Source organism: Streptomyces phaeochromogenes (genome assembly GCF_001418655.1).
Classification (GTDB): domain Bacteria; phylum Actinomycetota; class Actinomycetes; order Streptomycetales; family Streptomycetaceae; genus Streptomyces; species Streptomyces phaeochromogenes.
On record NZ_LIQZ01000100.1, the window covers coordinates 1 to 13,939 of the forward strand.

Annotated in this window: 11 protein-coding genes; 9 read left to right on the forward strand and 2 right to left on the reverse strand. The window is 69.2% G+C overall.

Features of this window, described 5'->3' with window-relative positions; all coding sequences use genetic code 11:
• The 3 genes from AOK17_RS14440 to AOK17_RS14450 form a co-directional block, all read left to right on the forward strand.
• On the forward strand, positions 1–415 hold a 415-nt coding region (locus AOK17_RS14440; protein WP_169801928.1), incomplete at its 5' end, for an aromatic amino acid lyase.
• Between the two features lie 199 nt (positions 416–614).
• Positions 615–818: a cold-shock protein gene (locus AOK17_RS14445; RefSeq protein ID WP_053661143.1), complete on the forward strand. Its 204-nt coding sequence runs from the start codon at positions 615–617 to the stop codon at positions 816–818.
• Between the two features lie 123 nt (positions 819–941).
• Complete coding sequence (locus AOK17_RS14450; protein WP_055612846.1) at positions 942–2,519, forward strand: DEAD/DEAH box helicase; 1,578 nt, start codon at positions 942–944, stop codon at positions 2,517–2,519.
• Positions 2,520–2,573: 54 nt separating this feature from the next.
• On the opposite strand, the gene AOK17_RS14455 is transcribed toward AOK17_RS14450, so the two are convergent.
• A complete protein-coding gene (locus AOK17_RS14455; protein WP_055612847.1) occupies positions 2,574–4,661 on the reverse strand; it encodes a glycosyltransferase family 4 protein in 2,088 nt (695 codons plus the stop codon).
• 179 nt (positions 4,662–4,840) lie between these two features.
• The gene (locus AOK17_RS14460; RefSeq protein ID WP_079053019.1) at positions 4,841–5,179 is read right to left on the reverse strand and encodes an LPXTG cell wall anchor domain-containing protein; all 339 of its coding nucleotides are present in this window, start codon (positions 5,177–5,179) and stop codon (positions 4,841–4,843) included.
• A 110-nt stretch (positions 5,180–5,289) separates the two neighbouring features.
• Between AOK17_RS14460 and AOK17_RS14465 the strand changes: the two genes are divergently transcribed.
• The 6 genes from AOK17_RS14465 to AOK17_RS14490 all read left to right on the forward strand — a co-directional run bounded on the left by AOK17_RS14465 (position 5,290) and on the right by AOK17_RS14490 (position 13,909).
• Complete coding sequence (locus tag AOK17_RS14465) at positions 5,290–5,631, forward strand: hypothetical protein (protein ID WP_055612849.1); 342 nt, start codon at positions 5,290–5,292, stop codon at positions 5,629–5,631.
• Between the two features lie 249 nt (positions 5,632–5,880).
• On the forward strand, positions 5,881–7,149 hold the full coding sequence (locus tag AOK17_RS14470; protein WP_055612850.1) for a L,D-transpeptidase: 1,269 nt from the start codon (positions 5,881–5,883) through the stop codon (positions 7,147–7,149).
• A gap of 159 nt (positions 7,150–7,308) precedes the next feature.
• A complete protein-coding gene (locus AOK17_RS14475) occupies positions 7,309–8,775 on the forward strand; it encodes an ABC transporter permease (RefSeq protein ID WP_055612851.1) in 1,467 nt (488 codons plus the stop codon).
• 77 nt (positions 8,776–8,852) lie between these two features.
• Positions 8,853–9,536: an ABC transporter ATP-binding protein gene (locus AOK17_RS14480; protein WP_055612852.1), complete on the forward strand. Its 684-nt coding sequence runs from the start codon at positions 8,853–8,855 to the stop codon at positions 9,534–9,536.
• A 211-nt stretch (positions 9,537–9,747) separates the two neighbouring features.
• A complete protein-coding gene (locus AOK17_RS14485) occupies positions 9,748–13,002 on the forward strand; it encodes a S8 family peptidase (RefSeq protein WP_079053020.1) in 3,255 nt (1,084 codons plus the stop codon).
• Between the two features lie 136 nt (positions 13,003–13,138).
• On the forward strand, positions 13,139–13,909 hold the full coding sequence (locus AOK17_RS14490; protein ID WP_055612854.1) for a group II truncated hemoglobin: 771 nt from the start codon (positions 13,139–13,141) through the stop codon (positions 13,907–13,909).
• The last annotated feature ends 30 nt before the right edge of the window (positions 13,910–13,939 follow it).

Sequence of the window (13,939 nt, forward strand, 5' to 3'; positions counted from 1 at the left end):
CGACGCCGGCGTCGACTCCGGCCTGATGATCGCCCAGTACACGCAGGCCGCCCTGGTCAGCGAGATGAAGCGGCTCGCCGTCCCGGCCTCCGCCGACTCCATCCCGTCCTCCGCCATGCAGGAGGACCACGTCTCGATGGGCTGGTCGGCCGCCCGCAAGCTCCGTACGGCCGTCGACAACCTGACCCGGATCGTCGCCATCGAGCTGTACGCCGCCACGCGCGCCGTCGAGCTGCGCACCGGCCTCACCCCCGCACCCGCCTCGCAGGCCGCGATCGCCGCCGCCCGCGCCGCCGGAGTCGGGGGCCCGGGCCCCGACCGCTTCCTCTCGCCGGACCTGGCAGCCGCGGACGCGTTCGTGCGCGGCGGCCACCTGGTCGAGGCCGTGGAACCCGTGACGGGCCCGCTGGCATAGGGATTTCCGGGGTTCCATCAGATGTACGAGGTGGGGGCGCCGGGGCGTTGCGACGCCCCCACCGAAAACTGTGCTAGGGTTCCTAACGAAACGTTTTTGGTACCCATTAACTTTGTGCGCCTGAAAGGAATCCTCTCTCAGGCGCGTTTTGTTTTTCCGGTCATTTCCGGATGGGAGCCACCTATCTTGGAGAAATGACATGGCTACTGGCACCGTGAAGTGGTTCAACGCGGAAAAGGGCTTCGGCTTCATCGAGCAGGACGGCGGCGGCGCCGACGTCTTCGCCCACTACTCGAACATCGCCACCTCGGGCTTCCGTGAGCTGCAGGAGGGCCAGAAGGTCTCCTTCGACGTCACGCAGGGTCAGAAGGGCCCGCAGGCGGAGAACATCGTCCCCGCCTAATTCCGGGACGCGTAACACGCGAGCCGGGGCCCGCACCTTCGGGTGCGGGCCCCGGCTTGTGCTGTCCGTGTGTCCTTGAACACGGAATACCCGTGAGGCCCAGGAAGGAATTCCAGATCCAGCATGACTCGATCCGAACGTCCTGAACGACCCGCCGGCCAACGCCCGGCGAATTCCCGGGGTTCCCGTGGCTCTCGTGGCACACGCGGCGGAGCCCCTGCGGCTTCCGCCAACGGCGGCGCAAGGAACGTACGCAAGAAGCCGTCCCAGCAGTCGACGGCGCCGCGGGAGTTCACCCTGCCGCAGACGCTGACGCCCGCGCTGCCCTCCGTCGAGTCCTTCGACGCGCTGGACATGCCGGCCGCGCTGACCAAGACCCTCACCGCGCAGGGGGTCATCGAGCCGTTCCCGATCCAGGGCGCGACGCTCCCCAACTCCCTCGCCGGGCGCGACATCCTCGGCCGGGGCCGCACCGGCTCGGGCAAGACCCTCGCCTTCGGCCTCGCGCTGCTCGCCCGCACGGCCGGCCGGCGTGCCGAGCCCAAGGCGCCTCTCGCGCTCGTCCTGGTGCCCACGCGCGAGCTTGCGCAGCAGGTCACCGACGCGCTCACGCCGTACGCCACGGCCGTGAACCTGCGGCTCGCGACCGTCGTCGGCGGGCTCTCCATCGGCAAGCAGTCCGGTCTGCTGAGGCGCGGCGCCGAGGTGCTCGTGGCCACGCCCGGGCGGCTCAAGGACCTGATAGACCGGGGCGACTGCACCCTCGCCCAGGTCGGCATCACCGTCCTCGACGAGGCCGACCAGATGGCCGACATGGGCTTCATGCCCCAGGTCACGGCGCTCCTCAACCAGGTCGAGCCGGACGGCCAGCGCATGCTGTTCTCCGCGACGCTGGACAAGAACATCGACAAGCTCGTACGGATGTTCCTCACGGACCCCGTCGTGCACTCCGTCGACCCCTCCGCGGGCGCGGTGACGACGATGGAGCACCACGTGCTGCACGTCGCCGACGAGACCGACAAGAAGGCCGTCGCGATGCGGATCGCCGCCCGCGACGGGCGCGTGATCCTCTTCGTCGACACCAAGCGCTCGGCCGACCGCTTCGCCAAGCGGCTCCTCGCCAACGGTGTGAAGGCCTCCGCGCTGCACGGCGGGCGCTCGCAGCCGCAGCGGAACCGGACGCTCGACCAGTTCAAGACCGGGCTCGTGACCGCGCTCGTCGCCACGAACGTCGCCGCTCGCGGGATTCACGTCGACGATCTCGACCTCGTCGTGAACGTCGATCCGCCGGTCGACCACAAGGACTATCTCCACCGGGGCGGGCGTACGGCCCGCGCGGGGGAGTCCGGGAGCGTCGTCACGCTCGTCCTGCCCGAGCAGAAGCGTGAGATGACCCGGCTGATGGCCGACGCCGGGATCAGTCCGCGGACGGCCCGGATCAAGTCGAGCGACGAAGAGCTCGTACGGATCACGGGGGCTCGCGAGCCGTCCGGGGTTCCTGTCGTCATTCCTGTGCCGGAGCCGGTTGCAGCGCAGGCTCAGTCGAAGTCGCCTTCCCGGGCTCGTCGGGGTGGCGGTGGACGTGGGGCGCCCGCCGGGGCGCGGTCCGGCGCCGGTACCGGTGGGGGTTCGCGCGGGCGTGGTGGCGCGGGTTCTTCGCGTGCGCGTGGAGGTCAGGGAGGCGGGCGTCGGTCCGCCTGACAGTTCGGCGGAGCCGCACAGCGTCACAGTCCCGCGCCCCTGACGGGGCGCGGCCTACGGGGCGCTGATTGCCACGTCGTTCGTGATCGTGAAGAAGAAGCGGGCCTCCGTCGGAGGCCCCGAGCTCGTGGCCAGGGTTGTGCTCGGGTGTTTGTCCGTGGCCTTGCGCTCCACGATGTCGCCGAGGATTCGGCCGACGCGTACGGGCTCGCCGGCCGCGGCGGGGCGCAGGAAGAGGTCCCACAGCGGCTTGTCGGCGTCCGTGGGGCGGGGCAGGGACGTGATGCCGGCCCGGAAGGTCCGCTCCCCCGTGGGCGTCGCCGGGGTTTCGAAGTCGTACGGTCTCCCGTCGCGGGAGACACCGAGCAGCACCGCGCCCTCGCCGAGTGCGGCCCCGTGGAGGTTGCCTTCCACGGTCAGGGAGCCGGTGCCGGTCCGCAGGGCCGTGGCTTCGACGTGGGCCGGGCGGCGGAAGGTCCGCAGGGCCAGGTAGCCGTCCTTGGTCGCGTACGGAATCCACCAGGCGAAGGCCTCACCCGCTGTGGACGGCGTGGGTCTCGCCGTCAGCAGGCCGCGCTGCTCGACCAGTCCCGCCTTGAGCCGACGGCGTGCGCCGTCCTCCGCGCGTTCGACATGCAGGTCCCAACGGCCTTCCGCCAGGGTGACCTGGCGATGGGACAGGTGCGCCGTCCAGGGCGACTTCGGGTCGGCCGGGCGCTCCAGCGGGACGCGCGTCTCGTCGTCGCCGTGCCGGTGACGCAGTACCAGCGTCAGGTCCTCGCCGGACACCCCCGACGCGTTCACCTTGATCCGTACGCCACCGTCGGCGTCGGTCGTGCAGCGGCCCTTCGGGCGCAGGGCGCGCGGGCGGTCGTCCTCGGGCTGTGGGGCGGCAGGCGGGTTCGCCGGGGGCGCTTCCAGGGGGCGTGAGCTCTGGGGCAGCAGCGCCCCGAGCGCGCGGCGCACCCGGCGCGTGACCTTCGTCGCCGTCGAGGTCCGGGCCTCGCGCAGCTCGGCGAACAGGCGCTCGTACTGGTCCGCGATCCGGCGGGGAGCGAACCGCTGCACGGACTCCCGGGCGGCCTCGCCCATGAGCCGGCGCTGGTCCGGGTCCTCGATCAGCTTCAGCAGTCCCGCCGCGAACGCGTCCGCGTCTCCCCGCGGTACGAGGAGTCCGTCGGAGCCGTCGGTGATGATCTCGCCGGGGCCGTGCGGACAGTCGGTGGCCACCACCGGGACGCCGGCGTGCATGGCCTCCAGGATCGTCATGCCGAAGGACTCCCAGTCCGAACTCACGGCGGCGACGGAGGCCTTGGCCCACTCCGTCTCCATCCTCGGATGGGGTCCCATGAGGAAGACGTGGTCGTTCAGGCGATGGGCGTCGACGGCCGCGCGGAGGGTGGCGCGTTCCGGCCCCTGGCCGTAGATCCGCAGCCGCCACTCCGGGCGTACGGCGACGACCTTGGCGAAGGCCTCGATGAGCAGGTCGTAGCGCTTGACCGGCATCAGCCGGCCCGCGGCGACCACCAACGGGGCCTGCACGTCGGAGCGTTCGGCCTTCGGGCGGGGCGCGGCGTTCGGGATGTCGGTGATCCGCGTCCGCAGCCGGGGCAGACGCTCGCGGTGGTCGGCCGCGTCCTGCGCGGAGACGGTGACGAAGGCGTCCAGATGCGGGAAGGCCTCGTTCTGCGCGGTGCGTACGTCCGGGACGTGGTTGTCGTACGACAGGTGCTCCTGTCCGACGCGCAGATAGCGGCGCGAGCCGTGCCGGGCCAGGAAGACCACCAGCGCCGGGCGGGTGGCGACGACGACGTCCGCGTCCGTCCCGTCGAGGAAGCCGCGCAGCCGCTCGTCGGTGAGCTCGGTGTAGCGGTGGGCGAGGACCTCGGCGGGCGGTACGACCGTGGAGGGGCGTGCCATGAGCGGGTTCTCGCCGTCGTACGTCTGCGCGTCGCGGCGCTCGTCGACGAGCGGGACGAGACGGACCTTGCGGTTCACCTCGAGCACGGGTCTGTCCTCGCTGCGGAAGACCGAGACGATCTCCACCTCGTGCCGCGCGGCCAGCGCACCGGCGAGGTTGAGCGTCGAGCGCACCGTGCCGCCGATGGCATAGGCGTTGTGCAGCAGGAAGACGATCTTCACGTGGGCCACTCCCTGTTCACGCGGTATGGAGACGCGACAGGGAGTGCGTACGTGAACCCCACGGACTGTAAACGGGTCCGCCCCTCTCTCGCCGGTCTTCCTTCGAGGATGCCGCGAAATGGCTGAAAGGGGGCGGATATCGCTGTGCCGGGGCGTGTGGACCCCGGGCGGCGGGGCCCTCAGTACAAGGTCATACGTTCCCTGCGTACCGAATACACCACGAACCCGGCGCCCAGGCTGAGGAACAGGGTGCCGCCGACCACGTACGGAGTCGTGTCGAAGCTTCCCGTGTCGGCCAGTTGGGTGCGGACGGCGGCCTCGGCCGCGCTCTCCTCGGACGCCTCGGCCTCGGCCTTGGCCTCGTCCCCGGCCTTGGTCTGCAGGGCCGTGGTCGTCGCTGTCTGTGTTCTGTGTTCTGCCGTCCCGTCCCCGGTCGCATTGGCGGACGGGACGAACCACAGGGCGCCCAGCAGGGTCCCCGCGGCGGTGGCGGTCAGCAACGATCGACGTGCGGACACGGAATATCGATCCCCTTGTGACGCTGGCGAATTGGCCGTGTGGGGCGATGTTAGTGAAAGGTGCGGGTCACGGGAAAGTCACGGTGGTGAAGAGCCTTACGCTCCGACGTATGAGCACACCTGAGACATCACGTTTTGTACGGTTGCGCGTCGAATTGGTCGTCGAGATCGACGACGAGGGCGCGCTCACCAAGGCGGCGCTGGGGCGCATCGCCGAGGATCCCGAGATCCCGGGCGACGAGCGGGCGCACGCCGAGAGCACAGTGACGGAAGACACTGCCGAGGCCCTCGCGTACCTCGTCGACCCGTTCGACCTGGTCAGCGATGTGGCCGGGGTCGAACTCGCGCAGGCCTCCTGGAGCACCGAGCAGATCGACTACGACCCCGATTCGCCTGACTGGGACCTCGACGAGGATGATGAGGCCGGAGACGAGGAAGAAGTGGTCGGCTGAGGCGGCTTGGGAGAATCGTGACCCCGGGCGGCAACCGCCACCCGGGGTTCTGTCGTCTCAAGGGGCGCAGTGACCGACACCCGCACCAGTCGTAACGGCCGCACCGGTCGGATCGAGGACGATCCGACGTGGGCCGAAATGGATCGACGTGGTGTGCCCCACACCTGGGAAGGGTGTGGAACGGGACGAACCGGTCGTAGCGTTTACAGGTGTTACGGGGACTCTCGGGGTTTTGGGGATTCGGCAACGATGGAGAAGCGTGTGATGACGGACAGTAAGCGGCGCAAGGGCCTCACGGTCGCGTCCGCACTGCTCGGCGGGGTGCTGGTGCTCTCTGCGTGCAGCGGAGGCGGCAGCGACGACCCCAAGGGCGAAGGGGGTGACAGCTCCTCGCAGGCCAAGGTCGACGAGGCGGCGGCCAAGAAGTCCTCCGAGGCCCAGATCAAGATCACACCCAAGGACGGCTCCGACAACGCCTCCATCAACAGTGCCGCGGCCGTCACTGTGACCAAGGGCACGCTGACCGACGTGACCATGAAGACGGCGGCCGGCACGGCTGTCGCGGGTGAGATATCCGCGGACAAGAAGAGCTGGAAGCCCAGCGCCCAGCTGGAGCGCGCCACCGCCTACAAGATCGCCGCGACGGCCAAGGACTCCGACGGCCGCGCCGCCCACGAGAACGCGTCGTTCACGACGGTCTCGCCGGCCAACAGCTTCATCGGCAACTTCACGCCCGAGGACGGTTCCACCGTCGGCGTCGGCATGCCGGTCTCGATCAACTTCGACAAGGCCATCACCAACAAGGCCGACGTGCAGAAGGGGATCACCGTCTCCTCCAGCAGCGGCCAGGAGGTCGTCGGCCACTGGTTCAACGCCAACCGGCTCGACTTCCGCCCCGAGGAGTACTGGAAGGGCAACTCGACCGTCACGCTCAAGCTGAACCTCGACGGTGTCGAGGGCGCCGACGGCGTCTACGGCGTGCAGCAGAAGACGGTCACCTTCAAGATCGGCCGCAACCAGGTCTCGATCGTCGACGCGCAGACCAAGACCATGAAGGTCACGCAGGACGGCAAGACCATCCGGACGATCCCGATCTCCGCCGGTTCGCCCGAGAACAAGACGTACCAGGGCCAGATGGTGATCTCCGAGAAGTTCAAGGAGACCCGGATGAACGGCGCGACCGTGGGCTTCACGGACGACGACGGCAAGGGCGAGTACGACATCAAGGACGTCCCGAACGCGATGCGTCTGTCGAACTCCGGCACCTTCATCCACGGCAACTACTGGGGCGCCAAGTCCATCTTCGGCAGCGTCAACACCAGCCACGGCTGCGTCGGCCTGTCGGACACGAAGGGCGCCAACGACCCGAACACGCCGGGCGGCTGGTTCTTCAGCCACTCGATCGTCGGTGACGTGGTGGACGTGCGGAACACCGGTGACAAGACCATCGCCCCGGACAACGGCCTCAACGGCTGGAACCTGGACTGGGCGGCGTGGAAGGCCGGTTCGGCCGTCTGACCCGAACGCAATTCCCGTCCCGAGGGCGGTTGTCCGTACGACTCGTACGGGCAACCGCCCTCGGCGTTCTCACAGGGTTCCGCGGCGGCGCACAGTGTTCTCATCCTTCTCTTATGCGGGCCTTATCCCGCCATCACGCGGTGTCCCTAGCTTTCGGCCATGTTCTTCACCTACCTGAGGCGCGAACTGCGCCGCCGCAGAAAGGCGGCGCTCGTCGTCGCCTCCGGACTCGCCCTGGGCATCGCCCTGGTCATCGTGGTCAGTTCCGTGTCGTCCGGCATGGAGAAGGCGCAGGGCAAGGTCCTCCAGTCGCTCTACGGACTGGGCACGGACATGACGGTCACCAAGGCGGCCCAGGCACAGTCGAGCACGGGCGAGCGCCCGCGCTTCCAGTTCGACGCCCGGGGCAGCGACTCCGACGAAGAACAGAGCAGCGACCGCGTCATGGTGCAGGGCTTCCAGACCCTGGCCACGAGCACGGTCTCCAAGGTCGGCGACCAGAAGGGTGTCTCGGACGTCGTAGGGGGGCTCAGCCTCCAAGTCGTCAAGGTCAGCGGCCAGTTCCGCCAGGGCCAGTTCCAGCAGGACCAGCAGAGCGGCGGCAGCAACCAGCAGGGCGGCGGCCGGCCCGGCGCCCAGCAGTCCCCGGAGGGCCGGGTCGAGGGCGGCGGCGCCGACTTCGACGTCAACAACTACTCCGTCTACGGCACGGACGTCACCAAGCCCGCGCTCGGCCCGCTGACCTCCTCGAAGATCACCAGCGGCCGGACCTTCAAGTCCTCCGAGACCAACGCCAAGGTCGTCGTCGCCGACAAGTCGTACGCCAAGGAGAAGAAGCTCGTCCTCGGTGACACGGTCACCATCAAGAGCGTCAAGTACAAGGTCATCGGCATCGCGACGCCGGACAGCGGAGACGCGGCGGCCAACCTCTACATCCCGCTCAAGCAGGCGCAGACGCTCAGCGACTCCAAGAACAAGGTCACCACGATCTACGTCAAGGCGTCCGACTCGCAGCAGATCAGCGCGGTCAAGTCGACCATCCAGAAGAACATCTCGGGTACGACCGTCACGACCTCCGCCGACCTCGCCGACACGGTCTCCGGCTCCCTCTCCACCGCCTCCGACCTCGCCTCCAACGTCGGCAAGTGGCTGTCGATCGCGGTGCTCGTGGCCGCGTTCCTGGTCGCGGGCCTGCTCACCTCCTCGGCCGTCTCCCGCCGCGTGAGGGAGTTCGGCACCCTCAAGGCGCTCGGCTGGAAGTCCGGCCGCGTCACCCGGCAGGTCGTCGGCGAGGCCGTCGTCAACGGCCTGGTCGGCGGCGCCCTCGGTATCGCGCTCGGCCTCGGCGGCGCCTACGTCGTCACCGCGATCAGCCCGACCCTTCAGGCCGAAGTCGGCTCCACGGGCGGGGCGGGCGGCGGCGGTGGCCCGGGCGGCGGCATGGGCGGCCCTGCCCGGCAGACGGCGTCCAAGGCCCTCGACGTGGCACTGACCGCGCCCGTCGCGCTCAGCACGATCGCCCTCGCGGTCGGCCTCGCCGTCACCGGCGGCCTGATCGCGGGCGCCTTCGGCGGCTGGCGCGCCTCCCGGCTGCGACCGGCGGACGCCCTGCGCCGCGTCGAATAGTCGGCCGCCTCGGGCGCCCGCCCCGGCCGCGCGTCGCGGCGGGCGCCAACGCCCTTACGCATCCCAGGAGTTGCACCATGTACGAACTCAGAGGCGTCACCAAGCGCTACAAGCGGGGCAAGGAGTCCGTCGACGCGCTCGACGGGGTCGACCTGACCATCGGGGACGGTGACCGGCTGGTCATCCAGGGCCCCACCGGCGGCGGCAAGTCCACCCTGCTGCAGATGCTCGGCGGGCTCGACCGGCCCACCGCCGGAAGCGTCGAACTCGATGGCACGGATCTCGCCAAGCTGTCCGAGAGCAAACTCACCAAGGTACGCAGCGAGAACATCGGTTTCGTCTTCCAGAGCTTCAACCTCATTCCCACGCTCACCGCCCAGGAGAACGTGGAAACCGCCCTCGTACCCCTGAAGCTGAAGGTGAAGGACCGGCGCGAACGGGCCGCGGCGGCACTCGATTCCGTGGGGCTCGCCGAGCGGCTCGGGCACCTTCCGGCCGAACTGTCCGGCGGTCAGCAGCAGCGCGTCGCGATCGCCCGTGCCCTGGTCAAGCAGCCCAAGGTGCTCCTCGCCGACGAACCGACCGGAAACCTCGACGAGTCCATGCGCGACGAGATCATGGACGTACTGGAAACCATGTGGAAGGAGCACGGGCTCACTTTCATCATGGTTACGCACGATTCGGCGATCGCGAAAAAGGCCCCCCGGCTCGCCACGATCCGCAAGGGAAAGATCACCGTGAAGGAAAACGCGAACTCATAACAGCCGCCTCACTATTGAGCGCCTGTTCACCCCCCGGCATACTGAGTATTCCGGGGGGTTACGCGCGAGCATGCGTACGGGACGTCCCCCGGCCGGATGAACGGGGATTCATCCCGGACCTGCATCTCCAGGGGGAGACTTGCGCAGACAAGTGAAAAGAGCGTGCGTGGCCACGATCGCCGCGGCGGCAGCCGTGGCCCTGGCGGCGGGCATGACCAGCCCGGCGTCGGCGGAGGCCAGGCCCACGGCCGCCGACTCGGCCGTGCCGACCGCGCCCAAGCACCGCATCACCCTGATCACCGGTGACCGTGTGGTGGTCGACGACAAGGGCCGCGTCGTCGGCCTGGAGCGCGCCAAGGGCCGCGAGGGAATACCCGTCCAGATCCGCAGGACCGCCGGGCACACGCTCGTCGTGCCGGCCGACGCCGCGCGGCTGATCGCCTCCGGCAAGCTCGACCAGCGGCTCTTCGACGTCACCGAGCTCAACAAGTCGGCCAGCCGCAAGGCCCAGAAGCAGGGCCTCAAGCTGATCGTCGGCTACCGCGGCGCGGCAGCGGCGGCCAAGGCCGACGTCCGTGACGCCGGTGACACCAAGGTCCGCCGGACCCTCAAGTCGCTGAACGCGGACGCGGTGCTGACGCCCAAGGCCGACGCGACCGACCTCTGGGACGCGGTCACCGACACGCGGTCCGGTGGCGCGCGCACCGCGTCCGGCATCGCCCACGTGTGGCTCGACGGCGTCCGCAAGGCCAGCCTCGACAAGTCCGTCAAGCAGATCGGCGCCGACAAGGCCTGGGCCGCCGGGTTCGACGGCAAGGGCGTCAAGATCGCCGTCCTCGACACGGGTGTCGACACGACCCACCCGGACCTCAAGGACCAGGTCGTCGCCGAGAAGAACTTCTCGGCCGCTCCGGACGCGACCGACAAGTACGGCCACGGCACGCACGTCGCCTCCATCGCGGCCGGTACGGGCGCCAAGTCCGCGGGCAAGTACAAGGGCGTCGCACCGGGTGCCCAGCTGCTCAACGGCAAGGTCCTCGACGACAACGGCTTCGGTGACGACTCCGGCATCCTCGCCGGCATGGACTGGGCGGCCGAGCAGGGCGCCGACGTCGTGAACCTCAGCCTGGGCGGCGGGGACACCCCCGAGGTGGACCCGCTGGAGGCCCAGGTCAACAAGCTGTCCGAGGAGAAGGGCATCCTCTTCGCGATAGCCGCCGGCAACTCCGGCCAGTTCGGCGAGCAGACGGTCGGCTCCCCGGGCAGCGCGGCGGCGGCGCTCACCGTCGGCGCCGTCGACGACAGCGACAAGCTGGCCGACTTCTCCAGCACCGGACCCGGCCTCGACGGCGCCATCAAGCCCGATGTGACCGCACCCGGCGTGGACACCACCGCCGCCTCGGCGAAGGGCAGCATCATCGCCCAGGAGGTCGGCGAGAACCCCGCCGGCTACGTCACCATCTCCGGTACGTCGATGGCGACCCCGCATGTCGCGGGCGCCGCCGCGATCCTCAAGCAGCAGCACCCGGACTGGAAGTACACCGAGCTCAAGGCCGCGCTGACCGGCTCCGCCAAGGGCGGCAAGTACACGCCGTTCCAGCAGGGTTCGGGCCGCATCCAGGTCGACAAGGCCATCAAGCAGACCGTGATCGCCGACCCGTCGTCCGTGAGCTTCGGCATCCAGCAGTGGCCGCACACCGACGACACCCCGGTCACCGAGAAGATCACGTACAAGAACCTCGGCACGGCCGACGTCACGCTGAGCCTCTCCGCGACCGCCACCAACCCGAAGGGCCAGGCCGCTCCGGCCGGCTTCTTCACCCTCGGCGCCAAGACGGTGACCGTCCCGGCGGGCGGCGGCACGGCCTCCGTCGACCTCACGGTCAACTCCAAGCTGGGCGGCACGGTGGACGGCGCCTACTCCGCGTATGTGACGGCGACCGGCGGCGGCCAGAGCGTGCGTACGGCCGCCGCGGTGCAGCGCGAGGTGGAGTCGTACGACGTCAAGCTCACGCACATCGGCAAGGACGGTCAGCCCGCGCCGAACTACCTCACCGACCTGATCGGCTACTCGGGCCTGGGCAAGGACCGGGGCTTCGCCGCGCCGGAGAGCTCCGGCACGGTGACCGTGCGCGTGCCCAAGGGCACGTACCTGCTGGACTCCTGGGTGGCCAAGGACTTCGTGACCCTCGAAGGCGGCCTCGACTGGATGCTCCAGCCGAAGCTGAACGTCACCAAGAACCTCTCGGTGACCCTCGACGCCCGTAAGACCAAGGCGGCCGACATCACGGTGCCGGACGCGAACGCGAAGCCGCTGTCCGCGATGGTCTCGTACATGTACGCGCCTGCCGGGTTCGGTCTCGGCGTGGGCCTCGGATCGTTCGCCGACCTGCGCCTGGCACACGTCGGCGGGGACGTCACGGGTCTGACCCAGACCTGGGGCGGTCAGTGGACCAAGGGAGCCGACGCCGAGTACGACGTGGCGACCACGGCCGAGGTCAAGCGGTTCCAGGGCGACAAGGTCAAGCACTTCAAGGCCGGCGACTTCGCCACCGTGAAGAACAACCTCGGTGCCTCCGTCTCCGGCAAGACCGGTGCGCTCATCCCGGTCGGTGAGCTGCCCGAGGACTTCACCGTGGGCGTCCCCTTCGAGCAGAAGCTCCAGGCACCCCGGACGGTGTACGTCTCGACGGGCGAGAAGATCAAGTGGGGCTTCGAGTTCGAGCAGCACGGCGCCAAGGACGAGAACGGCGACCCGGCCCTCGAAGCCTTCTACACGCTGGGCAACCCGCAGACCTTCAAGGCCGGCAAGAAGTACGAGAAGACGTTCAACACGGCCGTCTTCGGGCCGCGCGTCAGCTCGTCCTACGGTCTCTTCCGCGACGGCAACGACATCTACGGCTACCTGCCGCTGTTCGCCGACGGCCAGACGCACGCGGGCCAGTCGCTCTTCTCCTCGGTGTCCACCACGCTGTACCGCAACGGCACCAAGGTCGGCTCGCACGACGACCCGCTGCTGGGTTCGAAGGCGTTCACGGTCCCGTCCGCGGAGGCCGAGTACAAGCTGACCACCTCGGTCAAGCGGAGCGTCAAGGTGGCGGCGGCCTCCACCCGGATCGACGCCAGCTGGACCTTCCGCTCCAAGAAGGTCACCAGCGCCAAGCTGCCCACCTCCTCGGTCCGCTTCAACGCGGCCGTCGGGCTGGACAGCAGGGCACCGGCGGACAAGAAGGTCTCCGTCCCGGTGACCGTCCAGGGTTCGGCCGCCGGCAAGAACCTCAAGTCGCTGTCGGTGTACGTGTCGTACGACTACGGCCAGACCTGGAAGAAGGTCACCGTCAAGAACGGCAAGATCGGCGTGACGAACCCGGCCAAGGGCAAGGGCATCTCGTTCCACGCGAAGATCACCGACAAGAAGAACAACAAGTCGACGATCTCGATCTACAACGCGTACTACGGGAAGTGAGCCGGCGGGGCCGGTCCTGGGGACGCCCTCAAGACTGGTCCCTCGGTCCCGGTCCCGTGGTTCGCTGAACGCTGACTGATACGAACGGCCCGACGGAAGTGCAGCTTCCGCGGGCCGTCCGTGTTTGTGTGGGTGCATGACAGCGCACACCGTTGAGTACATCCGGTACCGCATTCCCGAGCAGCAGTCGGCGGGGTTCCTCGCCGCCTACACCCGGGCCGCCGCCCAGCTCGCCGCGGCCCCGCAGTGTGTCGACTACGAACTGGCGCGCTGCGAGGAGGACTTCGAGCACTTCGTGCTGCGCATCACCTGGACCTCCACCGAGGACCACATCGAGGGCTTCCGCAAGTCCGAGCTCTTCGAGGACTTCCTCGCCGAGATCCGGCCGTTCATCAGCTCCATCGAGGAGATGCGGCACTACAAACCGACGACGGTACGGGGGACGGGGGCGTCCGTGCCCACCCTGTACGTCTGGGCGGGGGGTGCCGAGGCCTTCGACCGGCTCACCGAGGTCTTCTACGACAAGGTCCTCAAGGACGACGTCCTCGCGCCCGTCTTCGACGGGCTCGCTCCCGAGCACGCGTCGCATGTCGCGCTGTGGCTCGGGGAGGTGTTCGGGGGGCCGGCCGGGTACTCCGAGACGCAGGGCGGGCACGGGCACATGGTCGCGAAGCATCTCGGGAAGGGGATCACCGAGGTGCAGCGGCGGCGGTGGGTGAACCTTCTCCAGGACGCGGCGGACGAGGCGGGGCTTCCCTCCGACGCCGAGTTCCGCTCGGCGTTCGTGGCGTACGCGGAGTGGGGGACTCGGCTTGCCGTCTACTTCTCCGGCCCGGACGCGGTGCCTCCGGCGGAGCAGCCGGTTCCCAAGTGGACGTGGGGTTCGGCACCGCCGTATCAGGGCTGACATCCGACCGACCTTTTTCGCCCCCGCCGC